Genomic DNA, 17,492 nt, shown 5'->3' with positions numbered 1-17,492 from the left:
CACCCAGGAGAGAACGATGCCCGCACCACGGCTCCGCGCCACGCTGTGCCCGCTCGCCGCGCTGACTCTTCTCGCCGCGTGCGGCGGAGGTGGCGGCACGGCGGACGGCGACGCGCCGCCTGCGACCGCCGGCACGGCCGCCGACGCCGCCACGACGGACGAGGGCGGGTTCACCAACCCTGTCTACGCCACGAACTTCCCCGACCCGCACATCCTGGCCGACGGCGAGGGCGGCTACCTCGCGTTCGCCACCAACGGCAACACGATGAACGTGCAGACGGCCGTCAGCGACGACATGGTCACCTGGAGCCAAGGGAGCGACGCGCTGCCGCAGCTGCCGTCGTGGTCCACGCCCGGCAAGGTCTGGGCGCCGGAGGCGGTGGAGTGGACGGACGGCACCTACCGGCTCTACTACACGACCGCCCTCGCCGGCGAGGACCGCCAGTGCCTCTCGGTCGCGACGTCAGACACGCCGGCGGGTCCCTACGAGGACACCTCCAGCGAGCCGCTCCTCTGCGAGATCGACGAGGGCGGGTCGATCGACTCCAGCGCCTTCGTCGCCTCCGACGGCACCGCCTGGCTGTACTGGAAGAACGACGGCAACCACATCGGCGTGGACACCTTCATCCGCGTCGCGCCGCTGAGCGAGGACGGGCTCTCGGTCACGGGCGAACCCACCGACGTGCTCCAGCAAGACCTGCCCTGGGAGGACATGCTCGTCGAGGGGCCGGCGCTGTGGGAGCACGAGGGCACCGTGCACCTGTTCTACTCCGGCAACGGGTACTGGACGGACCGGTATGCCGTGGGGCACGCCGTCGCGGACAGCCCCGTGGGCCCCTTCACCAAGGACCCCGAGCCCCTCCTCGTCACCAACGACGCCGCCGCCGGCCCGGGCCACAACTCCCTGGTCGAGGTGGACGGGCAGCTGTGGATGGTCTACCACGCCTGGGTCCCCGGGGCCGTCGGCGACGAGGTCGAGGGACGCCAGATGTGGCTCTCCCGCGTCACCTTCGGCGACGACGGCTCCGTCGAGGTCGAACCCCCCACCGTCGACCACCCGGTCGCACCGGAAGAAGGCGAGTGAACGTGCAGGACAGCAGCGTCCCCCGGCCCGAGCACCCCCGGCCGCAGTTCGTCCGGCCCCGGTGGCTCTCGCTCAACGGCACCTGGCAGTGGGAGCGCGACCCGTCGGACTCAGGCCTCGAACGCGGGCTCGTCGACACGGAGCTGACCGGGCAGATCGTCGTCCCGTTCGCCCCGGAGTCCGAGCTGTCCGGCGTCGCCGACCCCGACTGGCACGAGGCGGTCTGGTACCGCCGCAGGGTGGAGCTGCCCGAGGACTGGCCGGAGGGCGACCGGGTCCTCCTGCACTGCCAGGCGGTCGACCACGACGCGACCGTGTGGGTCGACGGCACCGAGGTCGGCCGGCACCGTGGCGGCCACACCTCGTTCACGCTCGACCTCACCGACGCGCTCGACGGGCGCCGCTCCGCCACGCTCGTCCTGCGGGCCCGCGACCCGAGGCACGAGCTCCTGCCACGCGGCAAGCAGGCCACCTGGTTCGCCAACACCCACTGCAACTACACCCGCACCACGGGGATCTGGCAACCGGTCTGGCTGGAGTCGGTGCCCACGGCATACCTCGGTCGGGCCCGCATCACCCCGGACGCCGCCGGCGCCTTCGACCTCGACGTCCCGGTCGTGCACGGCATACCCGGACAGCGCGTGCGCGCGACCCTGACCGACGAGGCGGGCGACGTGGTGTCGGCCGAGGTCCCCGTCGGTCTGCAGCTCACCCCTCACCTGCGTCTTGACGTGCCCCGGGAGCGGCAGCGCTGGTGGGGCCCGGAGGACCCGCACCTCTACGGGCTGTCCCTCGAGCTGCTCGACGCCGACGGCGGGGTGCTGGACCAGGTCGGGTCCTACGCGGGGCTGCGGACCATCGCGATTCACGGCCATCGGATCCTGCTCAACGGGGAACCGGTCTTCCAGCGGCTCGTCCTGGACCAGGGCTACTGGCCCGACGGACTGATGACGGCACCGAGCGAGGAGGCGCTGGTGCGCGACATCGAGCTCGGGCTCGCCGCCGGCTTCAACGGTGCGCGGATCCACCAGAAGATCGCCGAGGAGCGGTTCCTCTACCACTGCGACCGGATGGGCTACCTGGTCTGGGGGGAGTTCCCCGACTGGGGGGTCTCCGGGCAGGGTCCGGCGGGCCACAACCAGAAGCCGGGGCCGACCTTCGTCGCGCAGTGGGTGGAGGCGGTCGAGCGCGACTACTCCCACCCCTCAATCGTCGGCTGGTGCCCGCTCAACGAGACCCACCAGTTCCTGCACGACCGCTTCACCGTCCTGGACGACGTGACCTTCGCGATGTACTGGGCCACGAAGGGGATGGACCGCACGCGCCCGGTGATCGACGCCTCCGGGTACAGCCACCGGGTGGCGACGACGGACGTGTGGGACAGCCACGACTACACCCAGGACCCCGAGGAGTTCGCGCGGGTGATGGACGGGCTGGCCGAGGGCCGCCCGCACACCAACACCGGTGAGAACACCGGGGACGGCGTCGAGGGTGCCCCGCCCTACTCGTTGCCCTACGCGGGCCAGCCCTACTTCTGCAGCGAGTACGGCGGCATCTGGTGGGTGCCGGAGCATCAACGCTCCGCCGAGGACGCCACCAACGACGAGGGGGAGTCGTGGGGCTACGGCAACCGGCCGGCCGACGAGGAGGAGTTCTACAGCCGGGCCGAGGGATTGACGCGGGTGCTCGACCAGAACCCGCTGATGTTCGGCTACTGCTACACCCAGCTCACCGACGTCTTCCAGGAGAAGAACGGCATCTACGCCTTCGACCGGTCGAGCAAGCTCGACGTGGCCCGGGTGAGGAGCATCTTCGACCACCCGTCGGCCTACGAGCGCGCGGACGATCACCCCAGCACGCCCTGACGCCTCGGTGAGGCGGGGTCGTTCTGGTCACGCGGTCCCGCGGGCTCTGGCGGGGGGCCGGGGCCGCCGGCTCACCACCGCGCGTGGACGTGGCTGCGGATGCGCTCGTCGTAGAGCCGCTCGTAGGCGGCCGCCGCCTCGGGGGACGTGGGCGGCAGCTGCGCGGCTCCCGCGTTGGCGCGCGCCTGCTCGGGCGAGCTCGCACCGGGGATCGTCGTGGTCACCCCCGGCTGGTCGACGATCCATCGCAGGGCCCGCTGCGCCGGCGTGCTCCCGGGTGGCCCCTCGATCGTGGAAAACGCCCGCGCGGCCTGCACGCCGACCTCGTAGGGGACCCCGGAGAACGTCTCGCCGACGTCGAAGGCCTCGCCGTGCCGGTTGAACAGGCGGTGGTCGTCGGCGGCGAAGGTGGACCGTTCGTCGAACTTGCCGGTCAGCAGACCGCTGGCGAGGGGAACCCGGGCGATGACCCCGACGCCGGCCTCCTGCGCGGCCGCGGTGACCTCCTCGAGCGGCTTGCGACGGAAGACGTTGAGGATGATCTGCACGGTGGCCACGTGCGGCCGGGCGATCGCGGTGAGCGCCTCCGCGGTCGTCTCGACCGACACCCCGTAGGCCCGCATCCGCCCCTCGTCGACCATCTCGTCGAGGGTGTCGAAGAGCGCGTCGCTGGCGTAGAGCTCGGTCGGCGGGCAGTGCAGCTGGACGAGGTCGAGCGTCTCGTCGCGCAGCAGCTCGCGGGAGCGGTCGTTCCACCGTCGCAGGGCGTCGGGGGTGTAGCCCGCAGCCTCGTGCGGCTGCGCCCGCCGCCCCATCTTGGTGGCGACGACGAAGCCGTCCCGTCCGCGCTCGTGGACGAACGCCCCGACGAGTCGCTCGGACCGGCCGTCGCCGTAGACGTCGGCGGTGTCGAGGAAGGTCACACCGGCGTCGGCCGCTGCTCCCAGCACCGCCAGGGCCTGCTCCTCACCGACCTCGCCCCAGTCCGCGCCCAGCTGCCAGCAGCCGAGGCCGACCACGCTGAGGTCGCGACCCAGGCGCGGGACCCGACGATGCTCCATACCCGTGCTCTTCTCCATGTCCATGTCCTCAGTTTCCCGCACGGCGCTTGTTGTAGACGTCGAAGGCGACCGCGAGGAGCAGGACCAGGCCCTTGACCACCTGCTGCACGGACTGGTCGATGCCCATGAGCTGCATGCCGTTGCTCATCACGGCCATGATCAGACCGCCGATCATCGCCCCGGACACGCGGCCGACGCCGCCGGTGACGGCCGCACCGCCGATGAAGCACGCAGCGATCGCGTCCAGCTCGAACATGTTGCCCGCGCCCGGCTGGGCACCGTTCATGCGCGAGGAGAAGACGATGCCGGCGACCGAGGCCAGCAGGCCCATGTTGACGAAGATGAGGAAGTTGACCTTCTTCACCTTGACCCCCGACAGCTGCGCGGCGTGGAGGTTGCCGCCGATGGCGTAGACGTTGCGGCCGAAGACGGTCTTCTGCGTGATCAGGCCGTAGGCGAGGATGAGGATCGCCAGCAGGATGAGCACGTTGGGCAGGCCGCGGCTGCTGGCGAGCTGGTAGCCGAACCACATGACGACGGCGCCGAAGACGACGATCTTCAGCACGAACAGCGCCAGGGAGCCGACCTCCTGGTGGTAGCTGAGGGCGGCGCGACGGTTGCGCCAGGAGTTCACGGCATACCCGGCGACGGCGATGCCGAAGATGACGAGGGTGAAGACGTCCACCCCGCGACCGCCGAGCAGACCGTTCTGGAAGCCGTTGGCGAACTCGTAGTAGGTGCCGCCGAACGGCGAGAGGGAGATGTTGTCCAGCACCCGGAAGGTGAGCCCGCGGAAGATGAGCATGCCGGCGAGGGTGACGATGAAGGCCGGGATGCCGACGTAGGCCACCCAGAAGCCCTGCCAGACGCCCGCGAGCAGGCCGACGGCGAGCGCGGCGAGCACGCCGACCCACCAGGGCTGGCCGTTCTTGATCACGACGACCGCCGACACCGCACCGGTGAGCGCGACGAGGGAGCCCACGGACAGGTCGATGTGGCCGCCGATGATGACGATGACCATGCCGATGGCCAGGATCAGGATGTAGGAGTACTGCAGGACGATGTTGGTGATGTTGCCCGGGGACAGGAAGTTCGGGTGGAGCAGGGCGAAGAGCGCCACGATCGCCACGAAGGCGACGAGGATGCCGCTCTGCCGCAGGTTGCTCGTGAGGATCTCCCGGAGGTTCATGATCCCGGTCATCGGGCGCTCTCCTTCTCCATGGTCATCAGAGCCATGAGTCGTTCCTGGGTGGCCTCTGCCCGGGGCAGCTCGCCGGTGATCCGGCCGAAGGCCAGGGTGTAGATGCGGTCGCAGATCCCGAGCAGCTCGGGCAGCTCGGAGGAGATGACGAGCACGCCCTCACCAGCCGCCACCATCTGGTTGATGATCGTGTAAATCTCGTACTTCGCCCCGACGTCGATGCCACGCGTGGGCTCGTCGAGGATGAGCACCTCCGGCTCGGTCATCAGCCACTTGCTCAGCACGACCTTCTGCTGGTTGCCGCCGGACAGCTTGCCGACGACCGAGAGCACCGAGGGGGCCTTGGTGTTGAGGCTCTTCCGGTACTCGTTGGTGACCTTGAGCTCCTCGAGCCCGTTGATCCAGCCCCGGGTGGAGATCTTGTCCAGGGCGGCGGCCGAGGTGTTGTGCCGGACGTCGGCGATGAGGTTGAGCCCGTAGCGCTTGCGGTCCTCGGTCGCGTAGGCGAGGCCGGCCCCGATCGCCTCGTCGACGCTGCGCATCCTCACCTCCTTGCCGTGCAGGTAGGTCGTGCCGGAGACGTAGCGTCCCCAGCTGCGCCCGAAGAGGCTCATGGCCAGCTCCGTGCGGCCCGCGCCCATCAGACCGGCGAGACCGACGACCTCGCCGGCGTGCACGGTGAGCGACGCGTTGTCGATGACCCGCCGGCCCGCCTGGGTCGGGTGGTCCACGGTCCAGCCCTCGACCCGGAAGAGCTCCGCGCCGATCTTCGGCTCGCGCTCGGGATAGCGGTGCTCGAGGTCGCGGCCGACCATGCCCCGGATGATCCGGTCCTGGGTGGAGGCGGGGTCCGCCATGTCGATCGTCTCGATGGTCCGGCCGTCGCGCAGGATGGTCGTGCGGTCGCCGATGTCGGCGATCTCGTTGAGCTTGTGCGAGATCATGATGCAGGTCACGCCCTGGGCGTTGAGCTGGCGGAGCAGACCCAGGAGGTGCTGCGAGTCGGTGTCGTTGAGGGCGGCCGTCGGCTCGTCGAGGATGAGCAGCTTGACGTCCTTGGACAGCGCCTTGGCGATCTCCACCAGCTGCTGCTTGCCGACGCCGATGTGACCGATCCGGGTGACCGGCAGCTCGCTCAGCCCGACCCGCCGCATCAGCTCCGAGGCCTCGGAGTTCGTCTGGTGCCAGTCGATGAGCCCGAGTCGCCCTCGGCGCTCGTTGCCGAGGAACATGTTCTCCGCGATCGACAGGTGCGGGATGAGCGCGAGCTCCTGGTGGATGATGACGATCCCCTTGTCCTCGCTCTGGTTGATCGAGGAGAAGGACACCTCCTCGCCGTCGAAGAGGATGGTGCCGTCGTAGCTGCCGTGCGGGTAGACGCCGGAGAGCACCTTCATGAGCGTGGACTTGCCGGCGCCGTTCTCTCCGCAGATGGCGTGGATCTCGCCGCGCCGGACCTCGAGGTTGACGTCCTGGAGCGCCTTGACGCCAGGGAAGGTCTTGGTGATGCCCTGCATCTGGAGAATGTTGTCGGTCATGCGACGGTCCTCACTGGCGTGGGTCGGGGTGGGCGGGGGTGTCCCCCGGGGGTGTCCCGGGGGTGGCCCCCGGGGGGCCGGCCCCGGCCGCCGTGGGGCGGCCGGGACCGGGACGGGTCAGGTCACTCGGCGACGCCGGACTCGACCTCGGCCTGGGTCCAGTAGCCGGAGTCGACCAGCGCCGTCTGGATGTTGTCCGCGTAGACGATCTCGGACTCCAGCAGGTAGGACGGGACGACCTTCACGCCGTTGTCGTAGGTCTCGGTGTCGTTGGCCTCCGGCTCCTCGCCCTGCAGGTAGGCCTCCACCGACACGATCGCCTGGTCGGCCAGCAGCCGGGTGTCCTTGAAGATCGTCGCGAACTGCACGTCGTCGGCGATCAGCTTGACCGAGGCGATCTCGGCGTCCTGACCGCTGACGATCGGCAGGCCGTCGGCGACGGTGGTGCCGTAGCCGGCGTTCTGCAGCGCGGTGATGATGCCGCGCGACAGGCCGTCGTAGGGGGAGAGGACGCCGTCGAGCTGCATGCTGCCGCCGTCGTAGGAGCTGGTCAGCAGGTCCTCCATGCGCTTCTGCGCGGTCTCCTGCTGCCAGCGCAGGATGGCGGCCTGCTCGATGTCGGTCTGCTCCGAGGGGACCACGAGCACGCCGGAGTCCATGAACGGCTGGAGGGTGTCCATCGCGCCCTGCCAGAAGAAGTGCGCGTTGTTGTCGTCCAGCGAGCCGGCGAAGAGCTCGATGTTGAACGGGCCCTCCTCACCGGTCTCGGCACCGTCCTTGTCCAGGACGCCCAGACCGACCAGCAGCGAGGTCGCCTGCTGCACCCCGACGTTGTAGTTGTCGAAGGTGACGTAGAAGTCGACGTTCTCGCTGTCGCGGATCAGCCGGTCGTAGGCGATGACGGGGATGTCGGCGGCGGCCGCCGCCTCGAGCTGGCTGGACAGTGCCGTGCCGTCGATCGCGGCGATGATCAGGGCGTCGGCCCCGTTGGTGATCATCTGGTCGATCTGCTGGCTCTGCGTGGGGATGTCGTCGCCGGCGAACTGCAGGTCGACGCTGTAGCCGGCCGCCTCCAGGCCCTCCTGGACGGACTCGCCGTCGGCGATCCAGCGCTCGGAGGTCTGGGTGGGCATCGCGACGCCGACCGTCAGGTCCTCGTCGCCGCCCCCGCCGCCGGCGGCAGCGCTGGTGCCGGCGTCCTCGTCGTCGTTGCTCGTGTCGCCCGCACCCTCGCCGCCGCAGGCGGAGAGGCCGAGGACCAGGGTGCCGGTCGCGGCGATGGCGAAGACCCGGCGGAAGGGAGTGAACATGTGTGCTCCTTGGTGAGGGGTGGGTGGTGCTGTGTGCAGGTATGCCGTGCGCGTGAGGGTGCGGTCTGCTCGGGGGTCGGGCATCACATCCCCTGGGCCAGGCGGTGGTAGGCCTGGTTCCAGCGGACCTCGCGGGTGAACCCGCGGGTGGTGGTCTCCTCGTCGATGACGAGCAGCTCGGTGCCGGCGATCTCGGCGAACACCTCGAACGCCGCGACGCCCACCTGGGTGGACAGCACGGTGTGGTGGGCCGCGCCAGCGAGCATCCAGGACTCGGCCGAGGTCGCGAGGTCCGGCCGCGGCCGCCACACCGCGTGGGCGACCGGCAGGTGGGGGAGCGGCTCGGGCGGCTCGATGACGTCGACGACGTTGGCGGTGAGCCGGAAGCGGTCGCGCATGTCGGACATGGCCACCACCACCCCCTCGCCCGGGTCGGCGGAGAAGACGAGGCGAACCGGGTCCTCCCGGCCCCCGATGCCCAGCGGGTGGACCTGCAGGCTCGGCCGGCTCGTCGTGAGCGAAGGACAGATCTCCAGCATGTGGGCGCCGAGGATGAGCTCGCGGCCGGGGGTCAGGTCGTAGGTGTAGTCCTCCATCAGCGAGGCGCCACCGGGCCGGCCCTCGCCTATGACCTTGGCGGCCCGCACGAGGATGGCGGTCTTCCAGTCGCCCTCGGCACCGAAGCCGTAGCCGGCCGCCATCAGCCGCTGGACCGCCAGCCCCGGTAGCTGCCGCAGCGCGCCCAGGTCCTCGAAGGTGGTGGTGAAGGCGCGCGCGCCGACCGACTCCAGGAAGGTGAGGAGCGCGAGCTCCTGGCGTGCTCCGTACCGCAGCGACTCGTGCCGCTCCCCGCTGCGTCGAAGCTCGGGAGCCACGTCGTAGAGGTCCTCGTACTCCTCCACCAGCGTGTCGACGGCGGTGTCCTCCACCTGGGCGACGGCGTCGGCGAGGTCGTTGACCCCCCAGGTGTTGACCGAGACGCCCAGGCGGATCTCGGCCTCGGTCTTGTCGCCCTCGGTGACGGCGACGTTGCGCATGTTGTCGCCGAACCGGGCCAGTCGCAGACCCCGGGTCGCGTCCCAGCCGGCGGCCGCCCGCACCCAGGTCCCGACGCGGCGCTGCACGCTCTCGTGCGACACGTGCCCGGCGACCGTCGTGCGGCGCACGCCCATCCGGCTCTGGATGTAGGCGAACTCGCGGTCGCCGTGCGCGGCCTGGTTGAGGTTCATGAAGTCGAAGTCGATGGTCGACCAGGGCAGGGCGACGTTGGCCTGCGTGTGGAGGTGCAGGAGCGGCACGTCGAGGGCGTCCAGGCCGGCGATCCACATCTTGGCCGGCGAGAAGGTGTGCATCCAGGCGATGACGCCGATGCAGTGCGGGTCGGCGTTGGCCTCCCGCGCCAGCCGGTGGATGGCGTCCCGGTCCTTGAGCACCGGCGTCCACACGATGTCCGCCGGCACGGCGTCGGCAGCCCCGAGCTCGGTGGCGATGGCCTGCGACTGCTCGGCCACCTGGCGCAGGGTCTCCTCGCCGTAGAGGTCCTGGCTGCCGGTGCAGAACCAGATCTGGCGCGGGCCGTACGGCTTGGTCATCGGGAGGGCTCCTGGTCGGTGGTGGGCTGCTGGCCGTAGACGTGCTGGTAGCGCTCGTAGAGCGCGTCGACGTCGGCCTGGGGGATCGGGACGGGCTCGCCGAGCTGGCGGGAGACGTGGACGGTCCGCGCCACCTCCTCGACCATGACCGCGGCCTTGACCGCGGCCCTGGCGTCGGTCCCGACGGTGAACGGTCCGTGGTTCTGCATGAGGACGGCCCGGCTGCGCGAGCGCTGCAGGGTCTCGACGATGCCCCGCCCGATCGAGTCGTCACCGATGAGCGCGAACGGCCCCACGGGGACGGGTCCGCCGAACTCGTCCGCCATCATCGTCAGCACGCACGGGATCTGCTCGCCGCGCGCGGCCCAGGCCACCGCATACGTGGAGTGGGTGTGCACGACGCCGCCCACCTCGGGCAGGTGGCGGTAGACGTAGGCGTGCGCGGCGGTGTCCGAGGACGGGGAGCGCTCGCCGTCGACGAGGACGCCGTCGAGGTCGCACACCACCATCGCCTCCGGCGTGAGCTCGTCGTAGCCGACGCCGCTCGGCTTGATGACGAACAGGTCGGCGCTCTCCAGCCGCTGCGAGACGTTGCCCGCGGTCCAGACCACCAGCTCCCAGCGGGTCAGCTCGGCGTGCAGGCGCGCGACGACCTCCCGCACGCGGGCCACCTCGTCCCGCACCTCCTGCGGGTATGGCGTGAGCGTCACCGTCCCACCCCCGCCGTGTCGTGCGTCAGGCGTGCCTCGCGGCGGATCGACCGGAGCCGGCGCATCACGTCGTTGCCGCCGCGCCCGAAGTGGTCGTGGAGCAGGCGGTACTCGGCGAACAGCTGGTCGTAGGCCTGCGCCCGGGTCTCGTCCGGGCTGTAGACGGCCCGGTCCACCTTGCCCATGGCGGCAGCCGCGGCCCCGACGTCCGGATAGGCGCCGGCGGCCACCGCGGCGTGGATCGCGGACCCCAGGGCGGGACCCTGGTCCGTCGCGATGGTCGACAGCGGGAGGCGGGTGACGTCGGCGTAGATCTGCATGAGCAGACGGTTCTTGAGCAGGCCGCCGGCCACGATGAACTCGCGCACCGGCACGCCCGCGTCCTGGAAGGCCTCGACGATCACCCTCGTGCCGAAGGCGGTCGCCTCGAGGAGGGCGCGGTAGACGTCCTCGGCGCGGGTGGCCAGCGTCTGGCCGACGATCAGCCCGGACAGCTCATGGTCGACGAGGACCGACCGGTTGCCCGAGTGCCAGTCCAGGGCGACGAGGCCGTGCTCGCCGACGGCCTGGGCGGCGGCCTTCTCGGTGAGCAGCTCGTGGGTCGAGATGCCCCGCGCCGCCGCCTCGTCGTGGTAGCTGCCGGGCACGCCGTGCTCGACGAACCAGCCGAAGATGTCGCCGACGCCGGACTGCCCGGCCTCGTAGCCCCACAGGCCCTCCACGATGCCGCCGTCGACGACGCCGCACATGCCCGGGACCGCGCGCAGGGCGTCGCCGTTCATCACGTGGCAGGTCGAGGTGCCCATGATGGCGACCATCTGGCCGGGCTCGACGGCACCGGCGGCGGGTGCGGTGACGTGGGCGTCCACGTTGCCGACGGCCACGGCGATGCCCTCGGGCAGCCCGGTCCAGGACGCCGCCTCGGCGGTCAGGCGTCCGGCGGCGTGGCCGAGCTGTCCGATCGGGTGCTCGACCTTGTCGGTGACGAAGTCGGCGAACGCCGGGTTGAGCGCGCCCAGGAACGCGGGGGAGGGGTAAGCACCGTCCTGCAGGATGCCCTTGTAGCCGGCGGTGCAGGCGTTGCGGACGTAGCGGCCGGACAGCTGCCAGACGATCCAGTCCGCGGCCTCCACCCAGTGCTGCATGGCGCCGTAGACCTCCGGGTCCTCCTCCAGCAGCTGCAGGCCCTTGGCGAACTCCCACTCCGAGGAGATCAGCCCGCCGTAGCGCTCGATCCAGCCCTCGCCGCGCGCGTGGGCCAGGTCGTTGATCCGGTCGGCGTGCGGCTGGGCGGCGTGGTGCTTCCACAGCTTGACGTAAGCGTGCGGCCGGTCGACGAAGCGTTCGAGCTCGTTGAGCGGCGTGCCGTCGGCCGTCGTCGGGACCATCGTGCAGGCCGTGAAGTCGGTGCCGATGCCGACCACCTGGGACGGCTCGGCGCCGTGCTCCCGGCGCGCCTGCCCCAGCGCCGCGGGAACGGCCACGCGGAGCACCTCGACGTAGTCGGCCGGGACCTGCAGGGCCCAGTCGGGCGGGAGGTGCGGGGGGACGCCCGTGGAGGAGGAGGTGGCGTCGGCGGTCAGCTCGCGCTCCATCACGCCGTGCCGGTAGTCGTGGACGCCCGAACCCAGGACCTGGCCGTCGCTCACACGGACCACCACGGCCCGCCCCGACAGCGTGCCGTAGTCCACGCCGACCACGAGGGGTTCTGCGGCGTCGGTCATCGGGTTCCTTCCTCGTCCTTGAGGTGGGGGCCACGGCGTCGATCCGACGATGTGAGCGCTCACGTATCTGCTACGTTAGCGCTCACATGTGCGGGTCTGTCAAGGGGGTCCAGGTCACGATCTCGTCACGGTCCGCTGGGAGTCTCGTGGGAGGATGGACGGCATGGACGGACACGCTGGACGGGTCACGATGTATGACGTCGCCCGGCACGCCGGGGTGTCGCACCAGACCGTCTCCCGGGTGATCAACGGCGCCGCCCACGTCGCCCCGCCCACGAAGGAGCGGGTCCGCGAGGCCATGCGGCTGCTGGGTTACCGTCCGAGCGCCTCCGCCCGCAACCTCGCCGCCCGACGCTCCCGCGCGGTCGGGGTGGTCACCTTCATCGGGCCCTACTTCGGTCCTGGGTCGACCCTGCTCAGCATCGAGGTCGCGGCCCGCTCGCACGGCTACTCCGCCCACATCTCCTCGCTCGCCGGACTGGGGCCCGTGGACGCGCGGGCGGCCCTGGAGGACCTGCTGCAGCGGGACGTCGAGGGCCTCATGGTCGTGGCCCCGACGGACGAGCAGGCCGAGCTGGTGGCGTCCGTCCTGCCCCACGAGCTGCCCGTGCTGGCGCTCGAGGCCCGGTTGACCGGTCGACCACTCGTCGCCAGCGACAACGAGCTCGGCGGCGCCCTGGCTGCCGAGCACCTGATCACGCTGGGGCACACCAGGATCGGCCACGCAGCGGGGCCGCTGGACTGGTCGGAGGCGCGCCTGCGGACGGTCGGCTGGGAGCGGGTGCTGCGCGAGCACGAGCTGGAGCCGGGCCCCCGAGTGGACGGCGACTGGTCGGCGCGCTCCGGCTACGAGGCCGGGGTCGTGCTGGCCGGGTCAGGGGTGAGCGCGGTCTTCGCCGCGAACGACCAGATGGCTCTCGGGCTGCTGACCGCCCTGCACGAGAGGGGGATCCGCGTGCCGGAGGACATCAGCGTCGTGGGCTACGACAACACCCCGGACAGCGGCTGGTACTTCCCGCCGCTCACCACCGTGGAGCAGGAGTTCCGGGAGGTCGGCGCGGTCGGCATCACCCAGCTGCTCGCGCTCGTCGAGGGCCGGCCGGTCGAGGCCCAGACCTTCGTCCCACCTGCCCTGGTGGTCCGGCGGAGCACCGCCCCACCGCTGACCTGAGGTCGGTCAGGCGATGCGCGGGTCTCCCGTCTGGAGGACGGACTCCCGCTCGGCCTCGGTGAGCCCGCCCCAGACGCCGTAGGGCTCGCCCACCCGGAGCGCGTGGTCACGGCACGCGCGCACGACGGGGCACTGCTCGCAGACGGCGACCGCTCTGCGGTCGCGCGAACGACGCGCCGGACCCCGCTCGCCCTCGGGGTGGAAGAACACCTCCGGGTTGACGTCCCGGCACAGACCATCGTGCTGCCACTCCCACAGCGATGCGATCGGCTCTGTCTGACCCGGCATGCGCCCTCCTTGGTCGGTGACTGCTCAGCCTGCCGTGGATCGGGTCCCTGCGGCTTCCCCCCGGGGGGTGAGGCGCGGGTCGGGTGCGGGCTGTCCAGCCGCTCCACCGGAGACGCGATCGCAGCGACAACCGCCGGTTCCGCAGGGCCCTGCTCGCGCATCAGCCGAGTCCGGTCACGCCCATCACGTCCAGCGCCCGACCCACGTCGTAGTCGGCGGGCAGCGGCACCAGCGGCGGTCGCACGGTCCCCATGGGGGCTCCGTGGCGGGCCTGGGCAAGTGCCTTGAGCACGCCGGGCGAGGCATACTCCTTCGTCATCGCGCGGACCCGCTGCAGGTGCTCCGAGAGCTCACCGGCACGCGCCTGGTCGCCGGCGCGGACGCACGCGTACAGCTCACGGACCTGCTCGGGGACGATGTTGGCCAGCGCCGAGATCACGCCCGTCGCGACGGGCAGGCGACCGGGGTAGTCGTCCTCGGTGCCCAGAAGCACCCCCTGTCCTGCGGCGTGGACCGCGTCAGCATAGTCGGCCTGGCCCCCCGAGTCCTTGACCCCCCAGACCCCCAGCGTCGTGACCAGATCGGCCGGGACCGGGACCGCGTACTTGGGAATGTGGTAGATCACGACCGGGTGTCTGCTGACCTCCAGCACCCGCTGGTAGAACAGCCGCAGGCCCTCGGTCTCCACCGGTGTGAAGAAATAGGGCGGGAGCACCAGCACGGCCGGGATGTCGACCCCGTTGAGGTACTCCAGCATGTCCACCGTGCCGGGCAGGGTGCCCTCCGCCACGGTGGGCAGCACCGACAGGGGCAGGTCCGCGCTCAGCACCTCGGCCAGCACCGCCTGCTTCTCGGCGGTGGTCACCGACGGACCCTCGCCGTTGGTCCCGAACGGGACGATGCCGTCGACCCCCATGCCGGCCAGCCAGCGCACGTGGGCCAGGTAGCTGTCCAGGTCCACGGCATGAGCGGGTCCGGGTCCGAAGGGTGTGACGTTGGCTACGTAGACGCCGTCGAGCATGATCATCTCCCGAGGTGGGTGCGGTCGGAAAGGAAGTCGTCGAGCTCGCCCCGGCTGGGCAGGCTCTCGTAGTCGCCGTGGCCACGCACGCACAGGGCGCCGAGCGCGTTGGCGGTGCGCAGCCGATGTGGCACCGCGCCGCCGGAGAGGTGGGCGAAGAGGTAGCCGGCGGCGAACGCGTCCCCGGCACCGATGGGGTCCAGCTCGGGAACCACGAAGCCGGGTGACTGGACGAAGCTGCCGTCCTCGAGACACGCGGCGCCCTCGGCGCCGCGCTTGAGCACGACCTCGGCCGGGCCCTGGTCGGCCAGCCGGCGGGCCACCTGCTCATCGCCGTCCCACGGCCACAGGGCGCGGCCCTCCTCGGTGCCCACCAGCAGCAGGTCCACCCAGGGGAGGATCGTGGTGGTGAACGTCGCCGCCGTGGCCACGTCCCACAGCTTGGAGCGGAAGTTGACGTCGTAGCTGACCCGCACCCCGGCCTCCCGGGCGGTCCGCGCCAACCACTGCGTCGCCGTGGCACATTCCGGTGACAGGGCCGGCGTGATGCCGGTCAGGTGCAGCCAGGTCGCGCCGTCGAGCTGCCTGGGGTCGATGCTGTCCGGGGAGAGGGTCGAGGCAGCGGAGCCCCGGCGGTAGTAGGTCACGTGCACCGTGTTCCCGACCTGCTCGCGCAGGTACAGGCCGGTGGGACGGTCCGGGACGCGCTGCACCGCTGAGGTGTCCACGCCCTCGGCCCGGATCCGGTCCAGCACCGTCTGCCCCGGCTCGTCCTGGCCGAGCAGGCCGATCCAGCGGGTCGGCACCCCCAACCTGGCCAGGGCGATGGCCACGTTGGACTCGGCGCCCCCGATCCCGACCGCCAACGAGCGGGCGTGCCGGAGCCGCCCCGGGGGGGAGACGACGCCGAGCAGCATCGTCTCCCCGACGGTCACCACGTCCGGTGTGGTCACAGAGCTGCGTCCGGCAACCAGGTCACGATGCCCGGCACCGCGATGAGCAGCACCAGCACCGCGGTCAGCGCGATGTAGAAGGGCCACATGTTGCGCAGCAGCTCTTCCATGCTCACCTTGCCCACGGCGCAGCCCACGTAGAGGCAGGTGCCCACCGGCGGCGTGATCAGCCCCAGGCCCAGCACGACCGACATGAGGACACCGAAGTACACGGGGGGCACACCGACGGCGACGACGACGGGCGTGAGGATCGGCGCCAGGATGATCATGGCCGGGGTCAGGTCCATCACCACGCCCACCACGATCAGCACCACGGTGACCAGCGCCAGCACGACATACGGGTTCGTCGAGACGGCGGCGGTCGCCTCGACGATCTGCTGCGGTACCTGCGCGGTGGTCAGCAGGTAGGCCACCGAGGTGGCGATGGCGAGCAGGAAGAGGACCATCCCGGTCAGCCGTCCGGTGCGGATCAGGATCGGCCACAGGTCCCGGACGTGCAGCTCCCGGTAGACGAAGAGCGAGACGATCAGCGCGTACACGACGGCGACGACCGCAGCCTCGGTCGCCGTGAAGACGCCGAACAAGATCCCGCCGATGATGATCAGCGGCAGGGCCAGGCCCAGGATCGCTCCCTTGAAGCTGCGGCCGAGGTTGATCCAGCTGAACGGCTGACGGGCCCCACCTGGCAGCCGGCGGGCGGTCAGGTAGGTGGTGAACATCAGGGCCACCCCGATCAGGATGCCGGGCACGATCCCGGCGATGAAGAGCTGGCTGATCGAGGTGTTGGTGACGATCCCGTAGAGGATCAGGGGGATCGACGGGGGGATGATGATCCCGATCACCGAGGAGGACACCGTGATCGCCGTCGCGTGACCGCCGGAGTAGCCCTGCTCCTTCATCGGGCCGATCATGATGCCACCGATGGCGGAGGTGTCCGCGACCGCTGACCCGGAGATGCCTCCGAAGAACATCGACGCGGCGACGTTCACCTGTCCCAGGCCACCGGCGATGAAACCGACGAGAGCCTGGGCGAAGGCGACCAGGCGCCGGGCCAGCCCCCCGGTGCTCATGATCTCGCCCACCAGGATGAAGAACGGGATCGCGAGCAGCGGGAAGCTGTTGACGCCCCGGACGCCTGCCTCGACCAGGATGGCGAAGCTCACGTCCATGACGAAGATCATCGCGATGGCGGCGAGGCCGAGGCCGAAGGAGATCGGCACGCCGATCGCGATGCAGGCGAAGAGCACGCCCAAGAAGACCCAGGTAGCCATGGTCTATGCCGCCTTCTGCTCGGGGGAGGACCGCAGCGCGACGGCTATGCGGTACAGGGTGATGAGGCCCATGAGGCCGGCGCTGAACGGGACCGAGAAGTTGACCCACTGCAGCGGCACGTTGAGGAGCGCGGAGGTTCCCGGGTCGATCGACATCACCTGGACAGCGCTGAGGAGCAGGGCGACGACCACGACCAGGATGATCACCTCCTGCAGGACCACCACCCAGCGCCGGGCAGCGGGCGTGAGCCGGTCGACGAAGACGGTCACCGCGATGTGCTCGTTGTGCAGGTGAGCCAGCGCGGCACCGAGGAAGATCACCCAGATGAACAAGAACCGGGCGAGCTCGGCCGACGCCGGCAGCGACGTGTTCAGCACGAAGCGACCGAACACGTTGGCCCCCACCGCGACCAGCAGCACGACGAGGAACACGACCATCACGGTCTTCACGACCGAGTCGATCACCCGGAAGAAGAGCGGCAGATGGACATGCCACTCCTGCTCTTCCGCTGCGGCCTGTTCCGGGTCCTCGAACGTCTCGAGCTCCCACCCCGCGGCGCGGTGCGGATCATCCTCCGGGGCGGTGCGGTCCTCGTCGCCGCCACCCGGGTACGTGTGTGCCACCGTGTGCCTCCTCTGCCGTGCCGATAAGAGAGGCGGTCCGGCGGGGGGCGGCCCTGTGGGCCGCCCCCCGCCAGGATCC

At 70.7% G+C, this 17,492-nt stretch carries 15 protein-coding genes; 3 read left to right on the top strand and 12 right to left on the bottom strand.

Annotated elements, in window-relative coordinates:
- Positions 1 to 16: 16 nt before the first annotated feature.
- Both ACI3ET_RS00465 and ACI3ET_RS00460 read left to right on the top strand, forming a co-directional pair.
- Entirely contained in the window at positions 17 to 1,084 is a 1,068-nt protein-coding gene (locus ACI3ET_RS00465; RefSeq protein WP_405030928.1) for a glycoside hydrolase family 43 protein, read from the top strand.
- On the top strand, positions 1,081 to 2,949 hold the full coding sequence (locus tag ACI3ET_RS00460; protein WP_405030927.1) for a glycoside hydrolase family 2 protein: 1,869 nt from the start codon (positions 1,081 to 1,083) through the stop codon (positions 2,947 to 2,949). Before ACI3ET_RS00465 ends, ACI3ET_RS00460 begins: the two co-directional genes overlap by 4 nt.
- Positions 2,950 to 3,020: 71 nt before the next feature.
- Here the strand turns inward: ACI3ET_RS00460 and ACI3ET_RS00455 are convergent, their stop codons facing one another.
- The 7 genes from ACI3ET_RS00455 to araB form a co-directional block, all read right to left on the bottom strand.
- Positions 3,021 to 4,010 carry an aldo/keto reductase gene (locus ACI3ET_RS00455; RefSeq protein ID WP_405030992.1) on the bottom strand — a complete coding sequence of 330 codons (990 nt, stop codon included), beginning with the start codon at positions 4,008 to 4,010 and terminating at the stop codon, positions 3,021 to 3,023.
- A 28-nt stretch (positions 4,011 to 4,038) separates the two neighbouring features.
- Positions 4,039 to 5,211: a multiple monosaccharide ABC transporter permease gene (gene mmsB / locus ACI3ET_RS00450; RefSeq protein WP_405030926.1), complete on the bottom strand. Its 1,173-nt coding sequence runs from the start codon at positions 5,209 to 5,211 to the stop codon at positions 4,039 to 4,041.
- Positions 5,208 to 6,749 (bottom strand): multiple monosaccharide ABC transporter ATP-binding protein, encoded by a 1,542-nt coding sequence (mmsA, locus tag ACI3ET_RS00445; protein WP_405030925.1) that lies wholly within the window; start codon positions 6,747 to 6,749, stop codon positions 5,208 to 5,210. The genes mmsB and mmsA overlap by 4 nt, the downstream gene beginning before the upstream one ends.
- Before the next feature lie 122 nt (positions 6,750 to 6,871).
- The gene (gene chvE / locus ACI3ET_RS00440; protein WP_405030924.1) at positions 6,872 to 8,059 is read right to left on the bottom strand and encodes a multiple monosaccharide ABC transporter substrate-binding protein; all 1,188 of its coding nucleotides are present in this window, start codon (positions 8,057 to 8,059) and stop codon (positions 6,872 to 6,874) included.
- An 83-nt stretch (positions 8,060 to 8,142) separates the two neighbouring features.
- Positions 8,143 to 9,651 carry an L-arabinose isomerase gene (gene araA, locus ACI3ET_RS00435; protein WP_405030923.1) on the bottom strand — a complete coding sequence of 503 codons (1,509 nt, stop codon included), beginning with the start codon at positions 9,649 to 9,651 and terminating at the stop codon, positions 8,143 to 8,145.
- A complete protein-coding gene (locus tag ACI3ET_RS00430; RefSeq protein ID WP_405030922.1) occupies positions 9,648 to 10,361 on the bottom strand; it encodes an L-ribulose-5-phosphate 4-epimerase in 714 nt (237 codons plus the stop codon). Before ACI3ET_RS00430 ends, araA begins: the two co-directional genes overlap by 4 nt.
- Positions 10,358 to 12,085 carry a ribulokinase gene (gene araB, locus ACI3ET_RS00425; RefSeq protein ID WP_405030921.1) on the bottom strand — a complete coding sequence of 576 codons (1,728 nt, stop codon included), beginning with the start codon at positions 12,083 to 12,085 and terminating at the stop codon, positions 10,358 to 10,360. The genes ACI3ET_RS00430 and araB overlap by 4 nt, the downstream gene beginning before the upstream one ends.
- A 163-nt stretch (positions 12,086 to 12,248) precedes the next feature.
- Between araB and ACI3ET_RS00420 the strand changes: the two genes are divergently transcribed.
- The gene (locus ACI3ET_RS00420) at positions 12,249 to 13,256 is read left to right on the top strand and encodes a LacI family DNA-binding transcriptional regulator (protein ID WP_405030920.1); all 1,008 of its coding nucleotides are present in this window, start codon (positions 12,249 to 12,251) and stop codon (positions 13,254 to 13,256) included.
- Between the two features lie 6 nt (positions 13,257 to 13,262).
- Here ACI3ET_RS00420 and ACI3ET_RS00415 read toward each other — a convergent pair whose 3' ends face one another.
- From ACI3ET_RS00415 to ACI3ET_RS00395, 5 genes are all read right to left on the bottom strand, one after another.
- The gene (locus ACI3ET_RS00415; RefSeq protein ID WP_405030919.1) at positions 13,263 to 13,544 is read right to left on the bottom strand and encodes a WhiB family transcriptional regulator; all 282 of its coding nucleotides are present in this window, start codon (positions 13,542 to 13,544) and stop codon (positions 13,263 to 13,265) included.
- A 160-nt stretch (positions 13,545 to 13,704) separates the two neighbouring features.
- On the bottom strand, positions 13,705 to 14,565 hold the full coding sequence (locus ACI3ET_RS00410; RefSeq protein WP_405030918.1) for a dihydrodipicolinate synthase family protein: 861 nt from the start codon (positions 14,563 to 14,565) through the stop codon (positions 13,705 to 13,707).
- Between the two features lie 2 nt (positions 14,566 to 14,567).
- Positions 14,568 to 15,518 carry a sugar kinase gene (locus ACI3ET_RS00405; RefSeq protein ID WP_405030917.1) on the bottom strand — a complete coding sequence of 317 codons (951 nt, stop codon included), beginning with the start codon at positions 15,516 to 15,518 and terminating at the stop codon, positions 14,568 to 14,570.
- Positions 15,515 to 16,789 (bottom strand): TRAP transporter large permease, encoded by a 1,275-nt coding sequence (locus tag ACI3ET_RS00400; protein WP_405030916.1) that lies wholly within the window; start codon positions 16,787 to 16,789, stop codon positions 15,515 to 15,517. Before ACI3ET_RS00400 ends, ACI3ET_RS00405 begins: the two co-directional genes overlap by 4 nt.
- A gap of 3 nt (positions 16,790 to 16,792) precedes the next feature.
- Positions 16,793 to 17,413: a TRAP transporter small permease gene (locus tag ACI3ET_RS00395; protein WP_405030915.1), complete on the bottom strand. Its 621-nt coding sequence runs from the start codon at positions 17,411 to 17,413 to the stop codon at positions 16,793 to 16,795.
- Between the last annotated feature and the right edge of the window lie 79 nt (positions 17,414 to 17,492).

It is taken from the genome of Ornithinimicrobium jinqii (genome assembly GCF_045032595.1).
Classification (GTDB): domain Bacteria; phylum Actinomycetota; class Actinomycetes; order Actinomycetales; family Dermatophilaceae; genus Ornithinicoccus.
Note: the sequence above shows the minus strand (reverse complement) of the source record. Positions and strands in the feature narration are given on the sequence as shown.